Consider the following 22,915-nt stretch of genomic DNA (forward strand, 5'->3'; position numbering starts at 1 on the left):
CCGGGCGTTTTTGCATGTGCAGCAAACGGGCTCGCCCGCGGGCCCGCGCCGTACCGGCGCCGGCCCGGCCTGCGTCGCCCTCGTTCCAGGAGTCGAATCAAGTGGCTGCCCCTCTTAGCGGAAACGGATCCGGCGCTGCCGCCGCACGGCGCACGTCGCCGATGTCGGCCTTCGCCGATCGCTGGATTCCGAAGCTCGTGCTCGCGCCGAGCGTCGCGATCGCCGTGGTGTTCATCTACGGCTTCATCCTGATTACCGGCTATCTGTCGCTGACCCGGTCGCGGCTGTTGCCCAACTACGAATTCGACGGCTTCGGCCGTTACACGGACCTGTTCCAGAACGACGTGTGGTGGACTTCCGCCGCGAACCTCGGCTGGTTCGGGATTCCGTTCATCGTGATCTGCGTCGCGCTCGGGCTGTTCCTCGCGATCCTGCTCGACCAGAAGATCCGCACCGAAGGCGCGCTGCGCGCGATCTTCCTGTATCCGATGGCGCTGTCGTTCATCGTGACCGGCACCGCGTGGCAGTGGATCCTGAACCCGGGCCTCGGGCTCGAGAAGGTGATGCACGACTGGGGCTGGACGAGCTTCTCGTTCGGCTGGCTGGACGATCCGGACAAGGCGATCTTCTGTATCGTGATCGCCGCCGTGTGGCAGTCCACCGGTTTCGTGATGGCGCTGTTCCTCGCGGGGCTGCGCGGCGTCGACGGCGAGATCTTCAAGGCTGCGCAGGTGGACGGCGCGACGCTGCCGACCATCTACCGCAAGATCGTGATTCCGAGCATGCGCCCGGTGTTCTTCTCGGTGCTGCTGATTCTCTGCCACATCACGATCAAGACCTTCGACCTCGTCGTCGCGCTGACGGCGGGCGGCCCCGGCACGTCGTCGTCGCTGCCGGCCATGTTCATGTACACGTTTTCGTTCAACCGCGGCCAGCTCGGGCTGGGTGCCGCGTCGTCGGTGATGATGCTCGCGACCGTGGTCGCGGTGCTGGTGCCGCTGATGTATATGGAATCGAGGAGCACCCGCAATGCAGCCTAAGATGACGATCAGCCGGGCAGTGATCTATGCGGCGCTGATCCTGTTCGCGCTGTATTTCCTGTTCCCGATCTACGTGATGCTGTCGACGTCGTTCAAGGATCTCGACCAGCTGCGCACCGGCAACCTGCTGACGCCGCCGACGCACTGGACCTTCGATCCGTGGATCAAGGCGTGGAGCGGCGCGTGCACCGGCGTGCGCTGCGACGGGATGAAGCCGTTCTTCCTGAACTCGCTGCAGATGGTGATTCCGGCCGTGCTGATCTCGTCGCTGATCGGCGCGTTCAACGGCTACGTGCTCACGCACTGGCGCTTTCGCGGCGCGGATGCGCTGTTCACGATGATGCTGGTCGGCTGCTTCATTCCGTTCCAGGTGATCCTGCTGCCGATGGCGCGCCTGCAGGGGATGCTCGGCCTCGCCAACACGATTCCGGGCCTCGTGTTCGTGCACGTCGTGTACGGCATCGCGTTCACGACGATGTTCTTCCGCAACTTCTACGTGAGCGTGCCGGCCGAGCTCGTGAAGGCCGCGCGCATCGACGGCGCGGGTTTCTTCACGATCTTCACGAAGATCCTGCTGCCGGTGTCGCTGCCGATCTTCATGGTGTGCCTGATCTGGCAATTCACGCAGATCTGGAACGACTTCCTGTTCGGGATCGTGTTCTCCGGCGTCGATTCGATGCCGATCACGGTCGCGCTGAACAACCTCGTCAATACGTCGACGGGCGTGAAGGAATACAACGTCGACATGGCCGGCGCGATCATCGCCGCGCTGCCGACGCTGCTGGTCTACGTCGTCGCCGGCCGCTACTTCGTGCGCGGCCTGACGGCGGGCGCGGTGAAGGGGTAAGCGCGGCTTCATCCCGATACGACGAACCGGCCGCGCACGACGCGCGGCGCATCGAAACGAACCCGACGCGGCGCCGCAGTGCGCCGCGCGAGACGAGACAGAGGATTCACAGCATGGCAAGCCTTTCCATCCGTGACGTGTACAAGACCTACCCGAACGGGGTGCCGGTCCTGAAGGGTGTCGACATCGAGATCGAGGACGGACAGTTCCTGATCCTGGTCGGCGGGTCGGGCTGCGGGAAATCGACGCTGCTCAACATGATCGCCGGGCTCGAGACCGTCACGAGCGGCGAGATCTGCATCGACGGCAAGGTCGTCAACGACCTGTCGCCGAAGGATCGCGACATCGCGATGGTGTTCCAGTCGTACGCGCTGTATCCGTCGATGACGGTGCGCGAGAACATCTCGTTCGGCCTGAACATCCGCAAGGTGCCGAAGAGCGAACAGCAGCAGATCGTCGAGCGCGTGTCGTCGATGCTGCAGATCCAGCATCTGCTCGACCGCAAGCCCGGCCAGCTCTCGGGCGGCCAGCGCCAGCGCGTCGCGATGGGCCGTGCGCTCGCGCGCGACCCGTCGCTGTTCCTGTTCGACGAACCGCTGTCGAACCTCGACGCGAAGCTGCGTATCGAGATGCGCGCGGAAATCAAGCTGCTGCACCAGCGCCTCGGCACGACGATCGTCTACGTGACGCACGACCAGATCGAGGCGATGACGCTCGGCGATCGCATCGCGGTGATGAAGGACGGCGTCGTCCAGCAGTTCGGCGCGCCGCAGGAGATCTACGATTCGCCGTCGAACCTGTTCGTCGCGGGCTTCATCGGCGCGCCGCCGATGAACTTCATCAACGGCAAGCTGGTCGAGCAGGGTAGCGGGATCGCGCTGGAGATCGACACGGGGCTCGCGCGCAGCGCGCTGAACCTGCCGTTCGATACGGCGAAGCTGAAGTCGCACGTCGGCCGCGAGGTGATCCTCGGCCTGCGTCCGGAGCGCATCACCGACGCGCGCAGCGCACACAACGGCGAGGCGTCGAACCTGCAGCCGATCGACGTGCGCGTCGACGTGACCGAGCCGACCGGGCCGGACACGCACGTGTTCGCGCAGGTGAACGGCAAGCGGATCGTGAGCCGCGTGCATCCGGCCGCGAATCCGCAGCCGGGGCAAACGCAGTCGCTGCTGTTCGACGTGTCGAAGGCGGTGCTGTTCGATCCGGCGTCGGAAGAGCGGATCGCGTGACGCAATTCCGCTTGGGGCTATCGATGAGTGTCCGGGTCACACATGGGTTTGTGCTCGTCGATTGCCCCGGCGCAAGCCAGGTCGCTGCATTTGCTGCAGCTTCAGCCTTCACGCTCGATGGCTGGGAGTGCACGTTGCAATCATGGATTTGGCAGCGACAAAAAATACGAACCGATCGCGTGTAGCATTGGCATGAACATGAGGCATGCGAAGACGGCCGGGAAATAAAGCTTCGAGCGGCGTACGCTGGAAAACAAACCGGCTACTGCGACGAGCAAACATACGCTCGCGAGAGCACCAAATAGATCGCTATCAGCGATCACCGAAAAAAACGCACGCATGTCCGTTCCACGGGTTACTGGTTGAATGCAGTGAAATTCCACCTATACAGCTGAAACTGCTTCAGAAAGTCTTTGACTTCGGCACCTGTCGTCCTGTTTCTGTAGTCCCACCCATCCTCGCCAGGCGTGTAGAGGCCGTTTTCGACGCCCATACCTGCATAGCTGTCGCTTTGCGGATCCGCGCGATTTCGGCCAAATATCCGCATGATTGTCGTGAACGGACGAACGATCACGCCGCTCGAATTACCTTGCATGATCGCAATGGACGACAGTGATACCGCCGTGACCATTTGAACGTGGTGTCCGATACCAGCGCGATCATTGGCCTGTACGAGCATATCTCCGGGCAGGAGCGACTCCGGTGTCAGAAGCCGGACGGTATTCGAACCCGCGCGCTGTACGTCTGGCGCGCCAAAAGTCAGCGATACCATATCGGCGAAGCCGTACATTGTCGAATCGTATCGTCGGTGCTCGGGTTCGCCGTAGATTTCCATATTCCGATAGCTTCGCACGCCGGTCGTCAGGTTGAGCGGCAGCCCGCGCAATGCAGAAAACTGGATGAGCAACCGCAGTGCGAAGTCCTCGCACGTAAATCGATTTGCGCGCGTGCTTCCATTTCGATCCCAATACGTTTCCGCCTGGATTTGCGCTGCCAGTTGTGGGACGGTGCGGTGGTATTCAGCAATATCGGCATCGGTCCATTTGCGGACGGTTTTCCAGAATGTATTGAACCGGGCAGTAACCGGCTTCGGTGAAGCATCGCTCGTTGGCGTCGTTGTGCGCGCTGCGACCCGCTTGTATCGATCACCGTCAGGAGAGATGTGAGTATGTTCCGGCATGGCTATTGCGCGAGATAGATTGTTATGTTTTCAGCGTGCGGCACCGAGGCGAGCAGGTGCGTTTGTCCCAGTTCATCCGTCGTGCCGTATTCGAATGCTCCCGTGCGACGCTGCAGTGCATATCGGGTCTGGCTCAGCGGGTTGCCGGGAGGGACGACATCGCACCGGCTGAGGGCGATATCCTCATGTCGTGTCCGGTTTCTTTTATTTTCCATTTGCGCCCGTATCGTGAGTCGATACGTGGAGGACGTTCACAGTGGCATCGGACCCAATCTCCGCTCAGGGCTTGAACTCTTCCTCCGCAAGTGAAGTCGCGTAATCGCTTTTTGTTCGGGTTGCTGGGCGCTGCCTCGATTGTGCCGATGCTTTCGCAGGAGCTACACCAGGCACGTTGTCCGACGAACGTGATTCTCCGCAGCTTGCCGTCGTCACCCAGGATCGTTCCGCATTTGCCTCCATCGAGTACGTAGCCACCACTGTCCAGCGGATCGTCTTCAACTACCGCATAAAAGATAGCCATGCTCTTGCCCCTCGTTTGCAATCATGGGGCGGAACGTAGCACGGACCTGTGCAGCGATGAAAGGTGAATGTAAAAATTCGTGTCCGTATGCAATGGCTGGTTTGGGCCGGAATTACGAGCGTGCAACGACAAGGGGCTACTCCGGCAGCCTCTTGGTTTTTGTGGGCGGTTTGCGCTCAGTGCGGCAGCCGCACGTCGAACTTGAACGTGACGAGTCGCGCGACGAGGGTGAAGCCGGTCGCGAGCAGCACGCTGTAGACCAGGTCGCACTGCAGCCACACGAGCAGCAGGTAGAACCAGCCGCCGACGAACGCGCACGTCGCATACGGGCGCGAATCGCGCAGGATCAGCGGAATGTCGTTGCACAGCACGTCGCGGATGATCCCGCCGACCACGCCGGTGATCACGCCCATCATCACCGCGATGAAGCGCGGCATCTCGGCGTCGAGCGCGATCGCCGTGCCGGATATGCTGAAGATGCCGAGCCCGATCGCATCGGCGATCAGCAGCATTCGTTCGGCCGACAGCCGCGACAGCATCCGCAGCAGGAACGGCGCGAACAGCGCGAGCACGAAGATCGCGATCACGTAGTCGTCGTGCACGACCCAGTAGAACGGGCGGCGTTCGAGCAGGATGTCGCGCAGCGTGCCGCCGCCGAACGCGGTGGCGAGCGCGACGACGAACGTGCCGACCGAGTCGAGACGGTTCTTGCGCGCCTCGATGAAGCCCGAGATCGCGAAGGCCAGCGTCGCGATCGCCTCCAGTATCGAGATCGCGAGCGTCAGCCTAGGATGCGGCACGCGGTCCCCGATCGGCGCCCGCCGCCAGCGGCTGCAGCAGCACGAGCACCGCGCCCGCGCCGCCGTCGTGGCCGCGGGCCTCGCAGAACGCGATCACTTCTTCCTTCTGCACGAGCCACGCGCGCACCTTGCCTTTCAGCACGGGTTCCTTGCCGATCGAGCCGAGCCCCTTGCCGTGGATCACGCGCAGGCAACGGAGCCCTTTCTTGCCGGCCTCGCGGATGAATTCCGCGAGCGCGTCGCGCGCCTCGTCGCGCCGCATCCCGTGCAGGTCGAGCTGCGCCTGCACGATCCACGCGCCGCTTCGCAGCTTGCGCACGACGTCGCGGCTGATGCCGGGGCGGTGGTAGTACAGCGATTCGTCGGTGTCGAGCAGCGTCTCGGGATCGAATTCGTCGGACAGCGTCGCGTTCAGCACGTCTTCCTCGTCGCGCTGCGTCTGCTTCGGCACCGGATCGGGCGGCGTGCGGCCGGACGACGCGCGCGGCGGCGCATTCAGCGGCCGGATCGAGCCGATTTCGTTGCGGAACAGGTTCGCGTCGGCCTCCGCCTGACGGGTGGCCTTCGCGGTTTCGACGCGCTCGCGCTCGCGGCGGTCGGCTTCGCCTTGCAGCGATTTGCGCAACGCGCCGAGGCCGGCGAGCCCCTGGCCGCGCAATGCGGCGGGGTCGGGCGCGCTCGGCGGCGCGACGGGCGCGGGATTTGCGGGGCGGGCGGCGATCTGCCGCTTCGCGGGATCGCTCGGATGGGGCTGGTTCTTCGCCATGATTCGGTAACGGGGCAGGCGCGTTCGGGCGCGCGGGCACAAAAAAGCCGCTGCGTGGCGGCAGCGGCTTGTCCGGCAAGGCCCGCTTCGCGGCAGCGGACGCCATTGTAGCGCCCGGCGCCGGCAGGCTTGCGGCTTACTTCTTGTCGTGCAGGCTTTCGAGGTAGCGCTGCGCGTCGAGCGCGGCCATGCAGCCCGTGCCGGCGCTGGTGATCGCCTGGCGGTACACGTTGTCCTGCACGTCGCCTGCGGCGAACACGCCCGGCACGCTCGTCGACGTCGCGTTGCCGTGCAGGCCGCTCTTCGTCAGGATGTAGCCGTCCTTCATCTCGAGCTGGCCCTGGAACAGGTCGGTGTTCGGCTTGTGGCCGATCGCGACGAACACGCCCTGCACGGTGAGGTCCTGCTTCTCGCCGGTCTTCACGTTCTTGATGCGCAGGCCCGTGACGCCCGAATCCTCGCCCGTCACTTCGTCGAGCACGTGATCCCACTTGATGTCGACGACGCCTTCCTTTTCCTTCTCCAGCAGGCGGTCGATCAGGATCGGCTCGGCGCGGAACTTGTCGCGGCGATGGATCACCGTGACCTTCTTCGCGATGCCCGTCAGGTAGAGCGCTTCCTCGACGGCCGTGTTGCCGCCGCCGATCACCGCGACTTCCTGGTTGCGGTAGAAGAAGCCGTCGCAGGTCGCGCAGGCCGACACGCCCTTGCCCATGAACGCTTCTTCGGACGGCAGGCCGAGATACTGCGCGGACGCGCCGGTCGCGATGATCAGCGAGTCGCACGTGTATTCGCCCGAGTCGCCGATCAGCCGGATCGGCGTTTCGTGCAGTTTCGCGGTGTGGATGTGGTCGAATACGATTTCGGTGTTGAAGCGCTCCGCGTGCTCCTGGAAGCGCGCCATCAGTTCAGGGCCTTGCACGCCCTTTGCGTCCGCCGGCCAGTTTTCGACGTCGGTCGTCGTCATCAGTTGGCCGCCCTGCGCGATGCCGGTGATCAGTACCGGGGACAGGTTGGCGCGTGCCGCGTAGACGGCAGCCGTGTAGCCGGCGGGGCCGGAACCGAGAATCAGGACTTTGGCGTGTTTGGGCGTGGACATGTGCGAATCCGTAAAAGGCGGCCGCGGCGGGCGGGGTAAGGCGCGCCGGACGGTCTGGGTTGACCGGGATGCCGTCATAGATGGGTATCAGACGCGCATTATAAAGGCCCCGTTGCTGCGCTGCCGAACGAGAGTTTCAATCGCGGCGATAGCGTTTCCCCGCCGGGCTGCGCGCCGCGGCGGGGCGGGCGGCACGGGCGGGCTGGAAGGCGCCGGGGCCGTTCGTCCGGCGTGCGCGGCGTCGAGATTGGCACCCGGGCCCCGTTATGTAACCGTCATTTACACTTGACGGCACGGTGCAGCGTTTACAATAAGCGGGATCGAACGACAGGCGGGCACGCAGCCCGTCCTCTTTATACGGATTCATGGCAAAAGCTCCTTATTCCGCCCAGGCACAGGCGTTGCCGCACCGGATGTCGAAGCTCCTCACGGAGATCCGCTGGATTCTCCAGGTCGCGCTCTGCGCCTTTCTGGTGATGGCCCTGTTGAGCTACAGCCGGCGCGATCCAAGCTGGACGCATGCAGCGCAGGTGGATCACATCTCGAACTGGGCCGGGCGCGTCGGCGCGTGGACGGCCGACATCATCCTGCTGCTGTTCGGCTTGTCGGCCTACTGGCTGATCGTGCCGCTCGGGCGGCGCATCGCCGTTAACTACCGGCGCATCACACGTCACGAGGCCGTCGCCGACGAGCCCGAGCGGCCGATCGGCTGGCTCACCGAAATCCTGTCGTTCGTGCTCGTCGTGCTCGCGTGCGACGGCATCGAGGCGATGCGGATGTGGTCGCTGAAGGTGCAGCTGCCGCGCGCGCCGGGCGGCGTGATCGGCGAGGCCGTCGCGGGCGCGATGTCGCATGCGTTCGGCTTCACCGGCGGCACGCTGCTGCTGCTGATCCTGCTCGCGGTCGGCCTGTCGCTGTATTTCCGCTTCTCGTGGCTGTCGGTCTCCGAGCGCGTCGGCGGCGCGATCCTGTCCGCCGTCACCGTCGCGAAGCTGCGCCGCGAGGCCGAGCGCGATCGCAAGCTGGGCGAAGCCGCGGCCGTGCGCCGCGAAGGCAAGGTCGAAGAGGAGCGCGTGCGCATCGAGGATCACGAACCGGTGACCATCGTGCCGCCGGTCGTCACGCCGGCGAAGTCCGAGCGTGTCGAGCGCGAGCGCCAGGTGCCGCTGTTTACCGATCTGCCGGGCGACTCGACGCTGCCGCCGGTGTCGCTGCTCGATCCCGCGCCGAAGACGCAGGAAGCGATTTCCGCCGACACGCTCGAATTCACGTCGCGCCTGATCGAGAAGAAGCTGAAGGACTTCGGCGTCGAGGCGAGCGTCGTGGCCGCATATCCGGGCCCGGTCGTCACGCGTTACGAGATCGAGCCGGCCACCGGCGTGAAGGGCAGCCAGATCGTGAACCTCGCGAAGGATCTCGCGCGGTCGCTGTCGCTCGTGTCGATCCGCGTGGTCGAGACGATCCCCGGCAAGAACTACATGGCGCTCGAGCTGCCGAACCAGCGTCGCCAGACGGTGCACCTGTCCGAGATCATCGGCTCGGAGGTCTATGCGGCGGCGGCGTCGGCGCTCACGCTGAGCCTCGGCAAGGACATCGGCGGCAAGCCGGTGTGCGCGGATCTCGCGAAGATGCCCCACCTGCTGGTGGCCGGCACGACCGGCTCGGGCAAGTCCGTCGGGATCAACGCGATGATCCTGTCGCTGCTGTACAAGGCGACCGCCGAGCAGGTGCGCCTGATCCTGATCGACCCGAAGATGCTCGAAATGAGCGTCTACGAAGGCATTCCGCACCTGCTGTGCCCGGTCGTCACCGACATGCGCCAGGCCGGCCATGCGCTGAACTGGACGGTCGCGGAGATGGAGCGCCGCTACAAGCTGATGAGCAAGCTCGGCGTGCGCAACCTCGCGGGCTACAACAACAAGATCGACGACGCGGCGAAGCGCGAGGAAAAGATTCCGAATCCGTTCAGCCTGACGCCGGACGATCCGGAACCGCTCGGCCGCCTGCCGAACATCGTCGTGGTGATCGACGAGCTGGCCGACCTGATGATGGTCGTCGGCAAGAAGGTCGAGGAGCTGATCGCGCGGATCGCGCAGAAGGCGCGTGCGGCCGGCATCCACCTGATCCTCGCGACCCAGCGTCCGTCCGTCGACGTGATCACGGGCCTGATCAAGGCGAACGTGCCGACGCGGATCGCGTTCCAGGTGTCGTCGAAGATCGACTCGCGCACGATTCTCGACCAGATGGGCGCCGAGTCGCTGCTCGGGATGGGCGACATGCTGTACCTGGCGCCCGGCACCGGGTTGCCGGTACGCGTGCACGGCGCGTTCGTCGCCGACGACGAAGTGCATCGCGTCGTCGAGAAGCTCAAGGAGCATGGCGAGCCGAACTACGTCGAAGGGCTGCTGGAAGGCGGCACCGTCGACGGCGACGAGGGCTCGGCCGGCGCGGGAACCGGCGAAGGCGGCGACGAGTCTGATCCGCTGTACGACCAGGCGGTCGAGATCGTCATCAAGAACCGCCGCGCGTCGATTTCGCTCGTGCAGCGCCATTTGCGGATCGGCTACAACCGCGCGGCGCGGCTGCTCGAGCAGATGGAACAGTCGGGGCTCGTGTCGGCGATGTCGTCGAGCGGCAACCGCGAAATTCTTGTGCCGGCGCGCGACGCGGAATGAGTCCGCGGCGCCCGCAGCGCCGGCCACCCAGGGAGAAAACCGCATCATGCAGCAACTTTCGTTCGTCCGTTCCCTTCGTTCGACGCGGCGCTGGCTCGGCGCGGCGTTCGCCGGCGCATCGCTGATGCTCGCGGCGACGCACGCGTTCGCGGGCGGCACCGAGCAACTGAAGGCCTTCGTGTCGCAGGTGCGTTCGGCGAAGGGCGATTTCACGCAGCAGATCGTCAAGGCGCCGAGCAAGGCCATGAGTGCCGCGAGCGCCGCGCAAGCCATGCCGAAGCCGACCGACAATTCGAGCGGCACGTTCGTGTTCTCGCGTCCGGGCAAGTTCATCTGGACGTACCAGAAGCCGTACCAGCAAGTGCTGCAGGCCGACGGCGACAAGCTCTACGTGTACGACCGCGACCTGAACCAGGTCACCGAGCGCAAGCTGAACGGCGCACTGGGCGCGAGCCCGGCCGCGATCCTGTTCGGCAGCAACGATCTCGACAAGAACTACACGCTGCGCGATGCAGGCGAGAAGGGGGGCATCGAATGGCTCGAGATGTTGCCGAAGGCGCAGGACACGCAGTTCCAGCGAATCGGCATCGGTTTTCGCAACGGCACGCTCGCGGCGATGGAGCTGCACGACGTGTTCGGTAACGTCACGCTGCTGACGTTCACCAACATCCAGACGAATCCGCCGCTGAAGGGCGATACGTTCAAGTTCGTCGTGCCGAAGGGCGCCGACGTGATCACCGGCTGACCGGCACCGCGCCGTTCTGCTGACAAGGGCCTGCCGGCGACGGCAGGCCCTTGTCGCTTTCGGGCGCGGGCACCGGGCGCGGGCACCAGACGCGGCGGCGGGTTCGCGCGGCTGTCATAATGTCGAGTCCGGCGGCCCGTTCGGCCGCCATTGTTTGATGTGGAGCGAGGGTTCATGTCCGACCTGTTTCAAGTCGAGCCGCGCCGGCCGCTCGCCGAGGCGCTGCGGCCGAAGACGCTCGCCGAGGTGATCGGCCAGACGCATCTGCTGGGCGAAGGCAAGCCGCTGCGGCTCGCGTTCGAATCCGGCAAGCCGCATTCGATGATCCTGTGGGGGCCGCCCGGCGTCGGCAAGACGACGCTCGCGCGCCTCACCGCGCTCGCATTCGACTGCGAGTTCATCGCGCTGTCCGCGGTGCTCGGCGGCGTGAAGGACATCCGCGAGGCGATGGAGCAGGCGAAGGACACGCTGAACCGCACCGGCCGCCACACAATCCTGTTCGTCGACGAGATCCACCGTTTCAACAAGGGGCAGCAGGATGCGTTGCTGCCGTTCGTCGAGTCGGGGCTCGTGACCTTCATCGGCGCGACGACCGAGAACCCGAGCTTCGAGGTCAACTCGGCGCTGTTGTCGCGGGCGCAGGTCTATGTACTGCAGTCGCTGAACGACGACGAGATGCGCCAGTTGCTCACGCGCGCACAGGAAATCGCGCTCGACGGCCTCGCGTTCGACGACAAGGCGATCGACACGCTCATCGGCTACGCGGACGGCGACGCTCGCCGCTTCCTGAACCTGCTCGAGCAGGCGCAGACGGCCGCGTCGTCCGCCCGCGTCACGACGATCGATGCCGATTTCGTCAGCAGCGCGATGACGCTGAACGCGCGGCGCTTCGACAAGGGCGGCGACAATTTCTACGACCAGATTTCGGCGCTGCACAAGTCGGTGCGCGGGTCGAGCCCGGATGGCGCGCTGTACTGGTTCTGCCGGATGATCGACGGCGGCGCGGATCCGAAATATCTCGCGCGGCGGATCGTGCGCATGGCGTGGGAAGACATCGGCCTTGCCGACCCGCGCGCGCTGCAGATGGCGAACGACGCCGCCGCGACCTACGAGCGGCTCGGCTCACCCGAAGGCGAGCTGGCGCTCGGGCAGGCGGTGATCTATCTCGCGTGCGCGGCAAAGAGCAACGCGGGCTACAACGCATTCAACCAGGCGATGGCGTTCGTGAAGCAGGACAAGTCGCGCGAGGTGCCCGTCCATCTGCGCAATGCGCCGACCAAGCTGATGAAGGAGCTTGGCTACGGCCACGCGTACCGCTACGCGCACGACGAGCCGAACGCGTATGCGGCCGGCGAGACGTATCTGCCGGAAGGCATGCGCGAGCCGCACTGGTACAAGCCGGTGCCGCGCGGGCTCGAGTCGAAGATCGCCGAGAAGCTCGCGTGGCTGCGCGAGCTCGACCGCGAGGCTGGCAAGAAGGGCTGACCGGCCACGCATGGTCCGACGGCCGGCGCTGCTCCGGGGTGCGTCTAGCGCTTGCGGCCCGGCTGTTTCTTCCAGTACCCGAACGGCTCCTCGTGGCATTCGATGTCGAGCTCCGCGACCCGTGCGTGCAGGCGCTCCTGCGCATCGGCGATCGCGAGGTTGTAGATCGCCGGTGCGATTTCCTCGACGAAGAAGTGCAGTAGTGCGCCGGCCTGGATGTTGCCGATCGGCTCGTCCATGTTTTCCGTGAAATAGCGTTGCAGCGACGCGATTGCGCGGTCGCGAACATCCTTGTCCAGTTCGATGCCCATCGTGTTCCTCGGGTGACGGTGATGCGAAAGCGGATGCGTTGCCCGCCGCACTGCGCCGGGCCGGCGCGGCTGTTGCGCGCTTCGCGGTGGCGCCGTGCGATGCGATCCGCCGGCCGCCGACGCACGGGCCGGCTACGCGATACTGCCACGCCGGTCGCCTGTTTGCGGCATTGTCCGTCCGGCCAGTGCCGTGGCGGCCCCGCGGTGCGTTAGAATTCCCGTCCTACACAACGATTTTCCAAGTCCTCCCATGCTCGACATCCAGTTGCTGCGCAAAGACCTCGACGGCGTCGCCAAGCGCCTCGCCGATCGCGGCTACACCCTCGACGTCGCCGCGTTCTCCGCTCTCGAAGCGGAACGCCGCGCGATCCAGACCCGTACCGAAGAGCTCCAGGCGCGCCGCAACAGCCTGTCGAAGCAGATCGGCGCGATGAAGGGGAAGGGCGAGGACACGTCGGCCGTGATGGCCGAAGTCGGCGGGATCGGCGACGAGATGAAGGCGGGCGAAGCCAAGCTCGGCGAAATCCAGACGCGCCTGTCCGACCTGATGCTGGGCATGCCGAACATCGCGCACGACAGCGTGCCGGTCGGCAAGGACGAGGCCGACAACGTCGAGGTGCGCCGCTGGGGCACGCCGCGCCAGTTCGACTTCGAGGTGAAGGATCACGTCGACGTCGGCACGCCGCTCGGTCTCGATTTCGAAACCGGCGCGAAGCTCGCCGGCGCGCGCTTCACGATGCTGCGCGGCTCGATTGCCCGTCTGCACCGCGCGCTCGCGCAGTTCATGCTCGATACGCACACGCAGCAGCACGGCTACAGCGAGACGTATACGCCGTACATCGTGAACCCCGAGATCCTGTACGGCACGGGCCAGCTGCCGAAGTTCGCGGACGACATGTTCCGTGTCGAGAAGGGCGGCGCCGAGAACACGATCACGCAATACCTGATCTCCACGTCGGAAATTTCGCTGACGAACACCGTTCGCGAGTCGATCGTCGAAGGCTCCGCGCTGCCGATCAAGCTCACCGCGCATTCGCCGTGCTTTCGCTCGGAAGCGGGCTCGTACGGCCGCGACACGCGCGGGATGATTCGCCAGCACCAGTTCGACAAGGTCGAAATGGTGCAGGTCGTCGCGCCGGACGCGTCGTATGCGGCGCTCGACGAGATGGTCGGCCACGCGGAAGCGATCCTGCAGAAGCTCGGCCTGCCGTACCGCGTGATCACGCTGTGCACGGGCGACATGGGTTTCTCCGCCGCGAAGACGTTCGACCTCGAAGTGTGGCTGCCCGCGCAGAACACCTATCGCGAGATCTCGAGCTGCTCGAACACCGAGGCGTTCCAGGCGCGCCGGATGCAGGCGCGTTTCCGCAACGCGCAGGGCAAGCCGGAACTCGTGCACACGCTGAACGGTTCGGGCCTCGCGGTCGGCCGTACGCTCGTCGCGGTGCTGGAGAACTACCAGAACGCGGACGGTTCGGTCACGGTGCCGGAGGCGCTGCGTTCGTACATGGGCGGCATGGAGCGTATCGATGCGCCTGCGCAGGCGTCGTGAGATTGCCGAACGATCGGCTTTCGAGGGCCCGGCAAAAAATTTGCAAAAAGGGCTTGTGAGTTTCGAAGAGATCGTTCTATAATCTTTTCTTTCCCGGAAACGACCAGCCGGGAAATGAAGCAGCAAGGAAGGAGAGGTGGCAGAGTGGTCGAATGTACCTGACTCGAAATCAGGCGTACGGTTTCCCCGTACCGTGGGTTCGAATCCCACCCTCTCCGCCAAAATACGAAGCCCCGTGATTCGAAAGGATCACGGGGTTTTTCGTTTGGGTCGCCCGGTGGGGCCGCCGCGCGTCGCAATTCGGCCGACGTGATCGCAGCGCGTCACCTCTTCAGCTTCAGCCTTCGCATCGCGCGCCGTTAACACGGGGCGGCGGCGGGCGTCTTCCTGCGCCGTCGCCGTTTCCCGTCGATTCAAGGTCCCATGAAGCTGAGCTACAAGATTCCCCTCGCATTCGCCGTTGCGCTGCTGCTGATGTTGTGCGGCGCGCTGTACGGTATCCGCATCCTCAACCAGTCGATCGATACGTTCGCGAACGACGTGCAGACGCACGTTGCCGATGAGCGGCTCGTGTCGGCGACGCTCGTGCAGTTCAAGCTGCAGGTTCAGGAATGGAAGGACACGCTGCTGCGCGGCAAGCAGCCCGACAAACTGGACACATACTGGCAGGCATTCCAGACGCGCGAGCGCACGGTCGATACGCTCGCCGCGCAGCTCGTCAACCGGTTGCCGCCCGGCGAGAGCCGTACGCTCGTCGAGCAGTTCATGCGTGCGCATGCGGCGATGGGAGATGGCTATCGTCGCGGTTTCGACGCGTTCAAGGCATCGGGCTTCGATCCGACGGCAGGCGATGCGGCGGTGGCGGGCGTCGATCGCGCGCCGGCTGCGCTGCTCGAGCGTGCCGCGAAGACGATTGCCGACGAGAGCGCTACCGTGTCGGCTCACGCGAGCCGCGACGCGCAGCACGCGAGCGCGGCGAGTGTCGTGCTGATGCTGATCGTGCTCGGTGTCGCGATGATCGGCGCGTTCCTGTTCAGTCGCGCGATCCTGCGGCCGCTCGATCGCGCGGTTGCCTGTGCGCAGGCGGTGGCGGGCGGCGACCTGACGCGCGACGTCGACGCCGCAGGCCGTGACGAGATCGCCGACCTGCTGCGCGCGTTGCAGGCGATGCAGGCGAGCCTGTCGGGCGTCGTGCACGAAGTGCGCTCGCATGCCGAGTCCGTCGCGACGGCGAGCGCGCAGATCGCATCGGGCAATCACGACCTGTCGGCGCGTACCGAGGCGCAGGCTGCGTCGCTCGAGGAAACCGCGGCCAGCCTGGCCGAGCTGACGGGCGTCGTTCGCCAGTCGGCCGAGCATGCGACGCATGCGGCGCAGCTCGCGCACGATGCGTCGGGCATGGCTTCCGCGGGCGGCAGCGTGATGGCGCAGGCGGTCGACACGATGAGCGGGATTGCCGACAGCGCGGCGAAGGTCGGCGAGATCGTCGCGGTGATCGACGGCATCGCATTCCAGACCAATCTCCTCGCGTTGAACGCGGCCGTCGAGGCGGCGCGTGCCGGGCAACAGGGGCGGGGCTTCGCGGTCGTCGCGGCCGAGGTGCGCACGCTCGCGCAGCGCAGCGCGGCTGCCGCGAAGGAGATCAAGGCGCTGATCGGGCAGTCGACGCAGCGCGTCGATGCGGGCGCCGCGCTGATCGGCCGCGCGGGCGAATCGATACGGGATATCGTCGGAGCGGTGCAGCGGGTCACGACGATCGTCGGCGAGATCTCGTCCGCATCGCAGGAGCAAAGCGGCGGTATCCAGCAGGTGAACATCGCGGTCACGCAGATGGATGAAGCGACGCAGCGCAACGCCGCGCTGGTCGAGCAGGCGTCGGCCGCGACGCAGGCGCTGGCCGAACAGGCGAGTGCGCTGCGGCAGGCGGTAGCCGTGTTCAGGCTGCCGCAAGCCGCGTAACGGCATCGCCGGCGAGCGCGGGAGCTTCGTCGTGCCGCGTTGCCTTATGCCGCGGCCGGATACTGCGCGAGCACGCGGTCGCGGATCGACGGCTTGATGTTCGACTGCGCCATGTTGCCGCCGTAGTGCGCGACGACGCGCGGATTCATCACGCGATACCAGAGCGGCGGCACGTACGCGAACAGGATCATCGTCGCGTAGCCGGCCGGCAGTTGCGGCGAATCGTCGAAGTGGCGCAGCGCCTGGTACGAGCGGGTCGGGTTCGCGTGATGGTCGGCGTGGCGCTGCAACTGGTACAGGAACAGGTTCGTGACGACGTGATTGCTGTTCCACGAATGCTGCGGCGTGCAGCGCTCGTAACGGCCGTTCGGCAGCTTGCGGCGGCCGAGGCCGTAGTGCTCGACGTAATTGACGACTTCGAGCAGCGACGCACCGTAGACGGCCTGGATCACGAGGAACGGGATCACGATCCTGCCGGCCATCGCGATTGCGATGGCCCACACGACGACGGTCATCGCCCACGCGTGCAGCACCTCGTTGCGCCAGCTCCACGGCGAATGCCCGAGCCGCTCGAGGCGCGCCTTTTCGAGTCGCCACGCCGAGCGGATGCTGCCGGTCACCGTGCGCGGCAGGAACGCCCAGAACGATTCGCCGTAGCGCGCGCTTGCCGGATCCTCGGCCGTCGCGACGCGCACGTGATGGCCGCGGTTGTGTTCGACGAAGAAATGCCCGTACGCGACGGGCGCGAGCGTGATCTTCGCGAGCCAGCGCTCGAAGCGGTTGGTCTTGTGGCCGAGTTCGTGCGCGGTGTTGATCGAGATGCCCGTCGCGGCGCCGAGCGACAGCGCGAAGCCGACGTAGTCGTACCACGTGAGCGCATGCGTGCCGACGATCCACACGCAGGTGAAGAACGCGACGTATTCGACGAGTGTCGCGAGGTAGACGATGAAGCGGTAGTAGCGCTCCCGTTCGAGCTGCGGGACGACGGTTTCGGGCGGATTGTCCCGATCGTCGCCGATCAGCGTGTCGAGGACCGGAATCACGCCGAATGCGAACAACGGCCCGAACCACCAGAACACGTGCAGTCCCGTCGCAAGCGCGAGCTGGGCCGCGAGGATCGGCAGCGTGATCGTCAGCGCGCCGAGGAGCCACAGATAACGTTTGCCATCCGACCAGCTCGAGGCCGATCCGTCCGTCATTGCCATTGTCTCCCTCCTTTGGACCGCCTCCGGCGCGCAGGGGCGCCGGGCGGCCGCATGTCTGTCGCCGTTCGAATCGTCGTCGGTGCGCGACACTGCGCGCGGCCCTGGATCGGAAGTCCGGTTGTGCCAGTTATACGACCGTCGCGCACGCTTTCCAAACCCCGGCGCTAGGCATGAAACTCCAAACGGCGGGTTGCGCGGGACGCAGGTGGGGAGGGGCCGGCAGCGGGTGATTGAAACAGCGCGACACGAGCCGGATCGGCTCGCGCGGCCCGGGTTCTGGTCTGATGAATACGCGAACTACACGGGCGAGTTTTCCGGCTTCGTGCATCGCAACGAATGTTGCGATGCAATAATCGGCGTGCGGCAGCGCGTTGTAGACCCTCACCGCCGGATACATATATTACGATCCATTACGGGCCGGGCGGCGAAATACCGGACGCTCGCCGCGCGAATGTCCTGCACGACAAAGGCGAGCGGGGTGACATGTCCGGATCGCACTTCGGACTCGCGCGCTTCGCGGCCGATCGACGCGCGAATGCTGCACCTGCACACCCGGGCGGGCGGCGTTGCCTGCCGCCTTTTGATTCGCGCTGCCATTTGAAAATAACGATTTGACTCATGCCCCGCTTTCGGTTGAAGCTAATAACTTGCTGTCCGAAGGGGGCTGTGCCTGCATGAGTTCGACCTTGACCGTTCGTCGTATCGCTGCCGACCAGGGTGGCGTGTATCGCGAACTCCGCGCCGCATCGCTGCGTGAGCCCTACGCGCCCGGTGAAGCGCCGGAGGCCGAATTGCTGAACGTCGATTCCGACGCGGCGGCGGCCATCGCCGCGCTGCGCGCCGCATCCGACGAGTCGACGACTTTCCTGCTTTACACCGAAGGCCATCCGGCCGGCATGATCGGCGCGTATTTCGACAATACGCCCGAGCGGCGCGCGTTCGTCAGCGAGCTGTGGGTCGCGCACGCAGTGCGCCATCTGCGCGGCGGCGTGCTCCTGCTCGAAACGGCCACCGGGTGGCTGGCCGAACGCGGTGCGCAGGACGTCTACGCATGGATCGCCGATGCGAACCGCAACGCGATCCGTTTCTACGAGCGCGCGGGTTTCGGCAATACCGGCGAGCATGCGCCGATCGCGCGGATGCCCGGCGCGATGAAGTCGCTGTTCGTGTCGCGCGTGAACACGCCCTGACGGATGAACGCGCGGGCCGCCCGGCGCGCTCAACGCCTTGCCGCGCGCCGGCCCGGCCTGCCGGCGGTGTGTTCGCCGCCACCCAAGTCCCAAAAATAATGGCTGTACGCGTGGACGCCTGTAAAATACGCAAAAATTTTTTGCAGAGTGTCCATGTCGCTTAAAAAATCGCCATTCTTCGAGCTGCGCAGCGGATCGGTCGATACGTTGTTGTTCACCGTGAAGACGACCGATCTCGATGCGTTGCGTGCCGAACTGGTCAAGCGCTTCGAAGCGACTCCCGAGTTTTTCGCCGATGATGTCGTCGCGATCGACGTCCGCCGCCTCGCGGACGGCGAACGCGTCGCGCTCGCCGACATCCGCAAGATGCTGAACGACGTGCGGATGCGCCCGGTGGGCGTTGTGGCGCTGCCGGCGCAGGGCTGGGCGGCAACTGCCGGCCTGCCGTTGCTCGAAGCGCGCGATCGCCGCGTGTCGGCCGCGAAACCGGTCGAGGAAGCGGAGCCGGCGCCCGTCGTCGAGGCGCCCGCTGCTGCGGCGGCGGCCGAATCGGCGTCCGAGCCTGCTCCGACGCCGATTCAGGCCGGCGGCCAGACGCTGGTGATCGACCGGCCGCTGCGTTCGGGACAGCAGATTTACGCGAAAGGAGACCTCGTGGTGCTCGCGCCGGTCAGTCACGGCGCCGAGATCATCGCGGAAGGCAATATCCACATCTACGCGCCGTTGCGCGGCCGCGCACTCGCGGGCGTGCACGGCAATCACGACGCGCGCATTTTCTGCACGTGTCTCGAACCGGAACTGATTTCGATCGCGGGTATCTATCGAACAACCGAGAACCCGTTGCCCGCCGAGATATTGGGCAAATCGGTGCAGATCCGGCTCGAAGAGGAAAAACTGATGATCGAACCGCTGCGCCTGACGTGATTCACGCGGCACGCTCCGGATCGATCGGCTCTCATTGACGAACACAGGGTATTGGGTAAATGGCAAAAATCATCGTGGTGACCTCGGGCAAGGGCGGCGTGGGCAAGACGACGACGAGCGCGAGCTTCGCGTCCGGCCTCGCGCTGCTCGGCCACAAGACGGCCGTGATCGACTTCGACGTCGGCCTGCGCAACCTCGATCTCATCATGGGCTGCGAGCGTCGCGTCGTGTATGACCTCGTGAACGTGATCCAGGGCGAAGCGAACCTGAACCAGGCGCTGATCAAGGACAAGAAGTGCGAGAACCTGTTCATCCTGCCGGCGTCGCAGACGCGCGACAAGGATGCGCTCACGCGTGACGGCGTCGAGAAGGTGCTGAACGATCTGGTTGCGATGGACTTCGAATACATCGTCTGCGATTCGCCGGCCGGTATCGAGGCGGGTGCGCTGCACGCGATGTACTTCGCGGACGAAGCGCTGATCGTGACGAACCCGGAAGTGTCGTCGGTGCGCGACTCGGACCGTATTCTCGGCATCCTGTCGTCGAAGACCAAGCGCGCGACCGAAGGCAAGGATCCGATCAAGGAACACCTGCTGATCACGCGTTACAGCCCGAAGCGCGTGAGCGAAGGCGAGATGCTGTCGCTCGAGGACATCAGCGAGATCCTGCGCATCAAGCTGATCGGCGTGGTGCCGGAATCGGAAGCCGTGCTGCATGCATCGAACCAGGGTCTGCCGGCCGTGCATCTCGACGGCACCGATGTCGCCGAGGCATACAAGGACATCGTTGCGCGCTTCGTCGGCGAAGACAAGCCGCTGCGTTTCACCGAATACCAGAAGCCGGGCCTGCTGCAGCGCCTCTTCGGCAGCAAGTAACGGAGGTCGCTCATGTCCATCCTTTCGTTTCTCCTCGGCGAGAAGAAGAAATCCGCGTCGGTCGCGAAGGAGCGCCTGCAGCTCATCATCGCGCACGAGCGGGTCGGTGGCCGGCCGCCGGCCGATTACCTGCCGGCGCTGCAGAAGGAGCTGGTCGCGGTCATCTCGAAGTACGTCCATATTTCGAACGATGACATCCGCGTGAGCCTCGAGCGCCAGGACGATCTCGAAGTGCTCGAAGTCAAGATCGAGATTCCGCAAGCCTGACCTTTGCCGTGTCCCACCGCACGGCGGCACATGCCGCCGTGCGCGTCTTACGCCCTGTTGCACTTTCGGGCACGCCGTAACACGGCCCTTGTCGGCCGTCAGCCGTCCTCCCGCATTGAACGAATACGCCCGCGTCAATTGTTCAATCAGGAGGTTGTGATGGCTGTCTCTACCGTTCAACGTCGTATCGTCTCGCTCACGCTGTTCGCCGCGGGCCTGTCAGCCGTTGCCGCACCGCTCGCCGCGCGCGCGGACGAGATCATCGTCGGCGCGCCGGTGCAGGTGCAGTCGGCCCGAATGGTCGTCGCCGAGCCCGTGGCCCTGCGCACCGGGGAAGTCGTCGTCGTCGCGCCGAATGCGCCGCCGCCCGTGCGCTACGAGGTCGTGCCGGCGACACGCGTCGGCTATGTGTGGGAGCGCGGCCACTGGCGCTGGGATCATGGCCGCTACGTATGGATCGGCGGTCACTGGGAAGCCGAGCGCGTCGGCATGCACTGGGTGCCGGGCCATTGGGATCAGCGCGGCCCGAACTGGTTCTGGACACGTGGCCACTGGGCTTGACGGAGGGCGTGCGATGAAACGAACCGCAATCGCCATCGCGCTCGTCGCGATCACGCTGGCCGGCTGCATCGTCGTGCCGGCCCGTCCCGTCTACTACCGGCCGGCGCCGGTGGTGATCTACTGAGCGTCGCGCGGGCCCGGCTGTGCCGGGCCATGCGTGTCCGGCGCAGCCGGCGCGTCGTCGTGCGTCGTCGCTGGCGTGCTCACCGCGCCGTTGTCGTGTGCCCGGGCGTCCGCCTCGCCGCCATTTTCGTCGCGCAGCGTATCGAGCGGATCGGCGGGCGCGGCGTCCGCATCCTGCGGCTCGGTGACGCTGCTCGCAGCCGCCGGCGCTGCCGTAGCGGCAGCGGCTTGCGCAGCGGCCGCGGGCGGTGCGAGATAGCGCTGCGCCAGCGTTTCGTACAGCGGCGGCGCGAAGAAGCGTGCCATGCGGCTCGACACGAGCGCGGTGGCCATCAACGAAATCACGAGCGCGTGGCCGTTGATCATCTCCATCACGATCACGAACGACGTGATCGGCGACTGCGTGACCGCCGCGAGGTAGCCGACCATCGCGAGCGCGATCAGCATCGGCAGGCTCATGTCGCCGAACACGAGGTGCAGCAGGTTGCCGAAACCGGCGCCGATCGACAGCGACGGTGCGAAGATCCCGCCCGGGATGCCCGGCAGGTACGACGCGACCATCGACACCATCTTCAGGAACGGATAGAACGCCGAAAGCCGTTCATGGCCGTCGAGCAGGCCGCGTGCTTCGGCATAGCCGCTGCCGAACGTCGTGCCGCCCGACACGATGCCGACGACGGCGATCACGAAGCCGCACAGCGCCGCGAATGCGATCGGGCGCTCGCGATACAGGCCGAGCACGCGTGCGGGCAGCCAGCGTCCCGTGTTGAGCAGCAGCCAGCTGAAGAGGCCGCCGGCGATCCCCGTGACGATCGCGGTGACGAGCACGGCGACCGCGAGCATCTTCGGAAAATGCTGGCCGGCGTCGATCGTGCCGAAATACGTGTAGTTGCCGTTCAGCCCGAGCGCGACGACACCGGCGAGGATGATCGCGGTGATCAGCACGCCGCTTGCGCGCGCGGAGAAGCTGCGGGTCAGCTCTTCGATCGCGAACACGATCCCGGCCAGCGGCGTATTGAATGCCGCCGACAGGCCGGCGGCGGCGCCGGCGAGCACGAGCTGCCGCTCGATCTGCGCATTGGAGCGCGGGTAGAAGCGCCTCAGGTTGAACATCAGCGCGGCACCGACCTGCACGGTCGGCCCTTCACGGCCGATCGTGAAGCCGCCGAGGATGCCCATGAACGAGATCAGCACCTTGCCGAACAGGATGCGCAGCGTCAGCAGGCGTGCGCCGAACGCGCTGGGGCGCGCATGCAGCGTCGCGATGACCTGCGGGATGCCGCTGCCCTCCGCACCCCGAAAGAAGCGGCGCGTAAGCCATGCCGACGCCGCGGCGATCGCCGGCGTCAACACCAGCGGCAGCCACGCGGCGTGGTCGCGCATCGTGCGAAACGTGTCGTAGCCCCAGTCGATCAGCCGCGCGTACAGCACGGCCGCGAGACCCACGGCGATCGCGCCGAGCCAGAAGACGCCGTACTGGCGCCAGATCCGCACCGAGCGGCGGGTGAGAGCGGGAAACAGGGCGGGAAGGGCGGGGCGGGGCATCGGCGACGGGCCGG

Annotated in this window: 20 protein-coding genes and 1 tRNA gene; 14 read left to right on the forward strand and 7 right to left on the reverse strand. The window is 65.7% G+C overall.

Going from position 1 to position 22,915, the window contains the following annotated elements:
- Positions 1 to 101 precede the first annotated feature (101 nt).
- The 3 genes from BME24068_RS24100 (at position 102) to BME24068_RS24110 (ending at position 3,119) form a co-directional block, all read left to right on the forward strand.
- Positions 102 to 1,040, forward strand: coding sequence for a carbohydrate ABC transporter permease (locus BME24068_RS24100; RefSeq protein WP_096503599.1), 939 nt, complete (start codon positions 102 to 104; stop codon positions 1,038 to 1,040).
- Positions 1,030 to 1,887: a carbohydrate ABC transporter permease gene (locus BME24068_RS24105; protein WP_096503601.1), complete on the forward strand. Its 858-nt coding sequence runs from the start codon at positions 1,030 to 1,032 to the stop codon at positions 1,885 to 1,887. The genes BME24068_RS24100 and BME24068_RS24105 overlap by 11 nt, the downstream gene beginning before the upstream one ends.
- A gap of 113 nt (positions 1,888 to 2,000) precedes the next feature.
- Positions 2,001 to 3,119, forward strand: coding sequence for an ABC transporter ATP-binding protein (locus BME24068_RS24110; protein ID WP_174927633.1), 1,119 nt, complete (start codon positions 2,001 to 2,003; stop codon positions 3,117 to 3,119).
- A 355-nt stretch (positions 3,120 to 3,474) separates the two neighbouring features.
- On the opposite strand, the gene BME24068_RS24115 is transcribed toward BME24068_RS24110, so the two are convergent.
- The 4 genes from BME24068_RS24115 to trxB all read right to left on the reverse strand — a co-directional run bounded on the left by BME24068_RS24115 (position 3,475) and on the right by trxB (position 7,484).
- A complete protein-coding gene (locus BME24068_RS24115) occupies positions 3,475 to 4,299 on the reverse strand; it encodes a hypothetical protein (protein ID WP_174927569.1) in 825 nt (274 codons plus the stop codon).
- A 696-nt stretch (positions 4,300 to 4,995) separates the two neighbouring features.
- Positions 4,996 to 5,619 (reverse strand): trimeric intracellular cation channel family protein, encoded by a 624-nt coding sequence (locus tag BME24068_RS24120; RefSeq protein WP_096503609.1) that lies wholly within the window; start codon positions 5,617 to 5,619, stop codon positions 4,996 to 4,998.
- Positions 5,606 to 6,385 carry a Smr/MutS family protein gene (locus tag BME24068_RS24125; RefSeq protein ID WP_174927634.1) on the reverse strand — a complete coding sequence of 260 codons (780 nt, stop codon included), beginning with the start codon at positions 6,383 to 6,385 and terminating at the stop codon, positions 5,606 to 5,608. Before BME24068_RS24125 ends, BME24068_RS24120 begins: the two co-directional genes overlap by 14 nt.
- Before the next feature lie 136 nt (positions 6,386 to 6,521).
- Positions 6,522 to 7,484, reverse strand: coding sequence for a thioredoxin-disulfide reductase (gene trxB / locus BME24068_RS24130; RefSeq protein WP_096503613.1), 963 nt, complete (start codon positions 7,482 to 7,484; stop codon positions 6,522 to 6,524).
- Between the two features lie 365 nt (positions 7,485 to 7,849).
- On the opposite strand from trxB, the gene BME24068_RS24135 reads away from it, so the two are divergent.
- From BME24068_RS24135 to BME24068_RS24145, 3 genes are all read left to right on the forward strand, one after another.
- Positions 7,850 to 10,159: a DNA translocase FtsK gene (locus BME24068_RS24135; protein WP_174927635.1), complete on the forward strand. Its 2,310-nt coding sequence runs from the start codon at positions 7,850 to 7,852 to the stop codon at positions 10,157 to 10,159.
- Between the two features lie 46 nt (positions 10,160 to 10,205).
- A complete protein-coding gene (lolA, locus tag BME24068_RS24140) occupies positions 10,206 to 10,904 on the forward strand; it encodes an outer membrane lipoprotein chaperone LolA (RefSeq protein ID WP_096503617.1) in 699 nt (232 codons plus the stop codon).
- Between the two features lie 174 nt (positions 10,905 to 11,078).
- Positions 11,079 to 12,389: a replication-associated recombination protein A gene (locus BME24068_RS24145; RefSeq protein ID WP_096503619.1), complete on the forward strand. Its 1,311-nt coding sequence runs from the start codon at positions 11,079 to 11,081 to the stop codon at positions 12,387 to 12,389.
- A 44-nt stretch (positions 12,390 to 12,433) separates the two neighbouring features.
- Here BME24068_RS24145 and BME24068_RS24150 read toward each other — a convergent pair whose 3' ends face one another.
- Positions 12,434 to 12,700: a DUF2164 domain-containing protein gene (locus BME24068_RS24150; RefSeq protein WP_096503621.1), complete on the reverse strand. Its 267-nt coding sequence runs from the start codon at positions 12,698 to 12,700 to the stop codon at positions 12,434 to 12,436.
- Between the two features lie 250 nt (positions 12,701 to 12,950).
- On the opposite strand from BME24068_RS24150, the gene serS reads away from it, so the two are divergent.
- The 3 genes from serS to BME24068_RS24165 all read left to right on the forward strand — a co-directional run bounded on the left by serS (position 12,951) and on the right by BME24068_RS24165 (position 16,211).
- The gene (gene serS, locus BME24068_RS24155; RefSeq protein WP_096503623.1) at positions 12,951 to 14,252 is read left to right on the forward strand and encodes a serine--tRNA ligase; all 1,302 of its coding nucleotides are present in this window, start codon (positions 12,951 to 12,953) and stop codon (positions 14,250 to 14,252) included.
- A 130-nt stretch (positions 14,253 to 14,382) separates the two neighbouring features.
- A tRNA-Ser gene (locus BME24068_RS24160) sits at positions 14,383 to 14,473 on the forward strand.
- 202 nt (positions 14,474 to 14,675) lie between these two features.
- On the forward strand, positions 14,676 to 16,211 hold the full coding sequence (locus BME24068_RS24165) for a methyl-accepting chemotaxis protein (RefSeq protein ID WP_174927636.1): 1,536 nt from the start codon (positions 14,676 to 14,678) through the stop codon (positions 16,209 to 16,211).
- A 44-nt stretch (positions 16,212 to 16,255) separates the two neighbouring features.
- On the opposite strand, the gene BME24068_RS24170 is transcribed toward BME24068_RS24165, so the two are convergent.
- Positions 16,256 to 17,416, reverse strand: a complete 1,161-nt coding sequence (locus BME24068_RS24170; RefSeq protein ID WP_174927637.1) for an alkane 1-monooxygenase — start codon at positions 17,414 to 17,416, stop codon at positions 16,256 to 16,258.
- A 674-nt stretch (positions 17,417 to 18,090) separates the two neighbouring features.
- Between BME24068_RS24170 and BME24068_RS24175 the strand changes: the two genes are divergently transcribed.
- The 5 genes from BME24068_RS24175 (at position 18,091) to BME24068_RS24195 (ending at position 21,233) form a co-directional block, all read left to right on the forward strand.
- Positions 18,091 to 18,606, forward strand: a complete 516-nt coding sequence (locus BME24068_RS24175; protein ID WP_162826225.1) for a GNAT family N-acetyltransferase — start codon at positions 18,091 to 18,093, stop codon at positions 18,604 to 18,606.
- Between the two features lie 153 nt (positions 18,607 to 18,759).
- Positions 18,760 to 19,530, forward strand: coding sequence for a septum site-determining protein MinC (gene minC / locus BME24068_RS24180; RefSeq protein ID WP_174927638.1), 771 nt, complete (start codon positions 18,760 to 18,762; stop codon positions 19,528 to 19,530).
- 59 nt (positions 19,531 to 19,589) lie between these two features.
- Positions 19,590 to 20,405: a septum site-determining protein MinD gene (minD, locus tag BME24068_RS24185; RefSeq protein WP_096503633.1), complete on the forward strand. Its 816-nt coding sequence runs from the start codon at positions 19,590 to 19,592 to the stop codon at positions 20,403 to 20,405.
- Between the two features lie 12 nt (positions 20,406 to 20,417).
- Positions 20,418 to 20,672 carry a cell division topological specificity factor MinE gene (gene minE, locus BME24068_RS24190; RefSeq protein ID WP_006486661.1) on the forward strand — a complete coding sequence of 85 codons (255 nt, stop codon included), beginning with the start codon at positions 20,418 to 20,420 and terminating at the stop codon, positions 20,670 to 20,672.
- A gap of 159 nt (positions 20,673 to 20,831) precedes the next feature.
- Positions 20,832 to 21,233: a YXWGXW repeat-containing protein gene (locus BME24068_RS24195; protein ID WP_096503635.1), complete on the forward strand. Its 402-nt coding sequence runs from the start codon at positions 20,832 to 20,834 to the stop codon at positions 21,231 to 21,233.
- A gap of 117 nt (positions 21,234 to 21,350) precedes the next feature.
- On the opposite strand, the gene BME24068_RS24200 is transcribed toward BME24068_RS24195, so the two are convergent.
- Positions 21,351 to 22,901, reverse strand: a complete 1,551-nt coding sequence (locus BME24068_RS24200; RefSeq protein ID WP_096503776.1) for a chloride channel protein — start codon at positions 22,899 to 22,901, stop codon at positions 21,351 to 21,353.
- Between the last annotated feature and the right edge of the window lie 14 nt (positions 22,902 to 22,915).

The organism is Burkholderia anthina, assembly GCF_902498995.1.
GTDB lineage: Bacteria > Pseudomonadota > Gammaproteobacteria > Burkholderiales > Burkholderiaceae > Burkholderia > Burkholderia anthina.

Coding starts and splice junctions, on each gene's coding strand:
- BME24068_RS24105 (WP_096503601.1), top strand. CDS start 1,030: ATGCAGCCTAAGATGACGATCAGCCGGGCAGTGATCTATGCGGCGCTG.
- BME24068_RS24110 (WP_174927633.1), top strand. CDS start 2,001: ATGGCAAGCCTTTCCATCCGTGACGTGTACAAGACCTACCCGAACGGG.
- BME24068_RS24115 (WP_174927569.1), bottom strand. CDS start 4,299: ATGCCGGAACATACTCACATCTCTCCTGACGGTGATCGATACAAGCGG.
- BME24068_RS24125 (WP_174927634.1), bottom strand. CDS start 6,385: ATGGCGAAGAACCAGCCCCATCCGAGCGATCCCGCGAAGCGGCAGATC.
- trxB (WP_096503613.1), bottom strand. CDS start 7,484: ATGTCCACGCCCAAACACGCCAAAGTCCTGATTCTCGGTTCCGGCCCC.
- BME24068_RS24135 (WP_174927635.1), top strand. CDS start 7,850: ATGGCAAAAGCTCCTTATTCCGCCCAGGCACAGGCGTTGCCGCACCGG.
- lolA (WP_096503617.1), top strand. CDS start 10,206: ATGCAGCAACTTTCGTTCGTCCGTTCCCTTCGTTCGACGCGGCGCTGG.
- BME24068_RS24145 (WP_096503619.1), top strand. CDS start 11,079: ATGTCCGACCTGTTTCAAGTCGAGCCGCGCCGGCCGCTCGCCGAGGCG.
- BME24068_RS24150 (WP_096503621.1), bottom strand. CDS start 12,700: ATGGGCATCGAACTGGACAAGGATGTTCGCGACCGCGCAATCGCGTCG.
- serS (WP_096503623.1), top strand. CDS start 12,951: ATGCTCGACATCCAGTTGCTGCGCAAAGACCTCGACGGCGTCGCCAAG.
- BME24068_RS24165 (WP_174927636.1), top strand. CDS start 14,676: ATGAAGCTGAGCTACAAGATTCCCCTCGCATTCGCCGTTGCGCTGCTG.
- BME24068_RS24170 (WP_174927637.1), bottom strand. CDS start 17,416: ATGGCAATGACGGACGGATCGGCCTCGAGCTGGTCGGATGGCAAACGT.
- BME24068_RS24175 (WP_162826225.1), top strand. CDS start 18,091: ATGAGTTCGACCTTGACCGTTCGTCGTATCGCTGCCGACCAGGGTGGC.
- minC (WP_174927638.1), top strand. CDS start 18,760: ATGTCGCTTAAAAAATCGCCATTCTTCGAGCTGCGCAGCGGATCGGTC.
- minD (WP_096503633.1), top strand. CDS start 19,590: ATGGCAAAAATCATCGTGGTGACCTCGGGCAAGGGCGGCGTGGGCAAG.
- minE (WP_006486661.1), top strand. CDS start 20,418: ATGTCCATCCTTTCGTTTCTCCTCGGCGAGAAGAAGAAATCCGCGTCG.
- BME24068_RS24195 (WP_096503635.1), top strand. CDS start 20,832: ATGGCTGTCTCTACCGTTCAACGTCGTATCGTCTCGCTCACGCTGTTC.
- BME24068_RS24200 (WP_096503776.1), bottom strand. CDS start 22,901: ATGCCCCGCCCCGCCCTTCCCGCCCTGTTTCCCGCTCTCACCCGCCGC.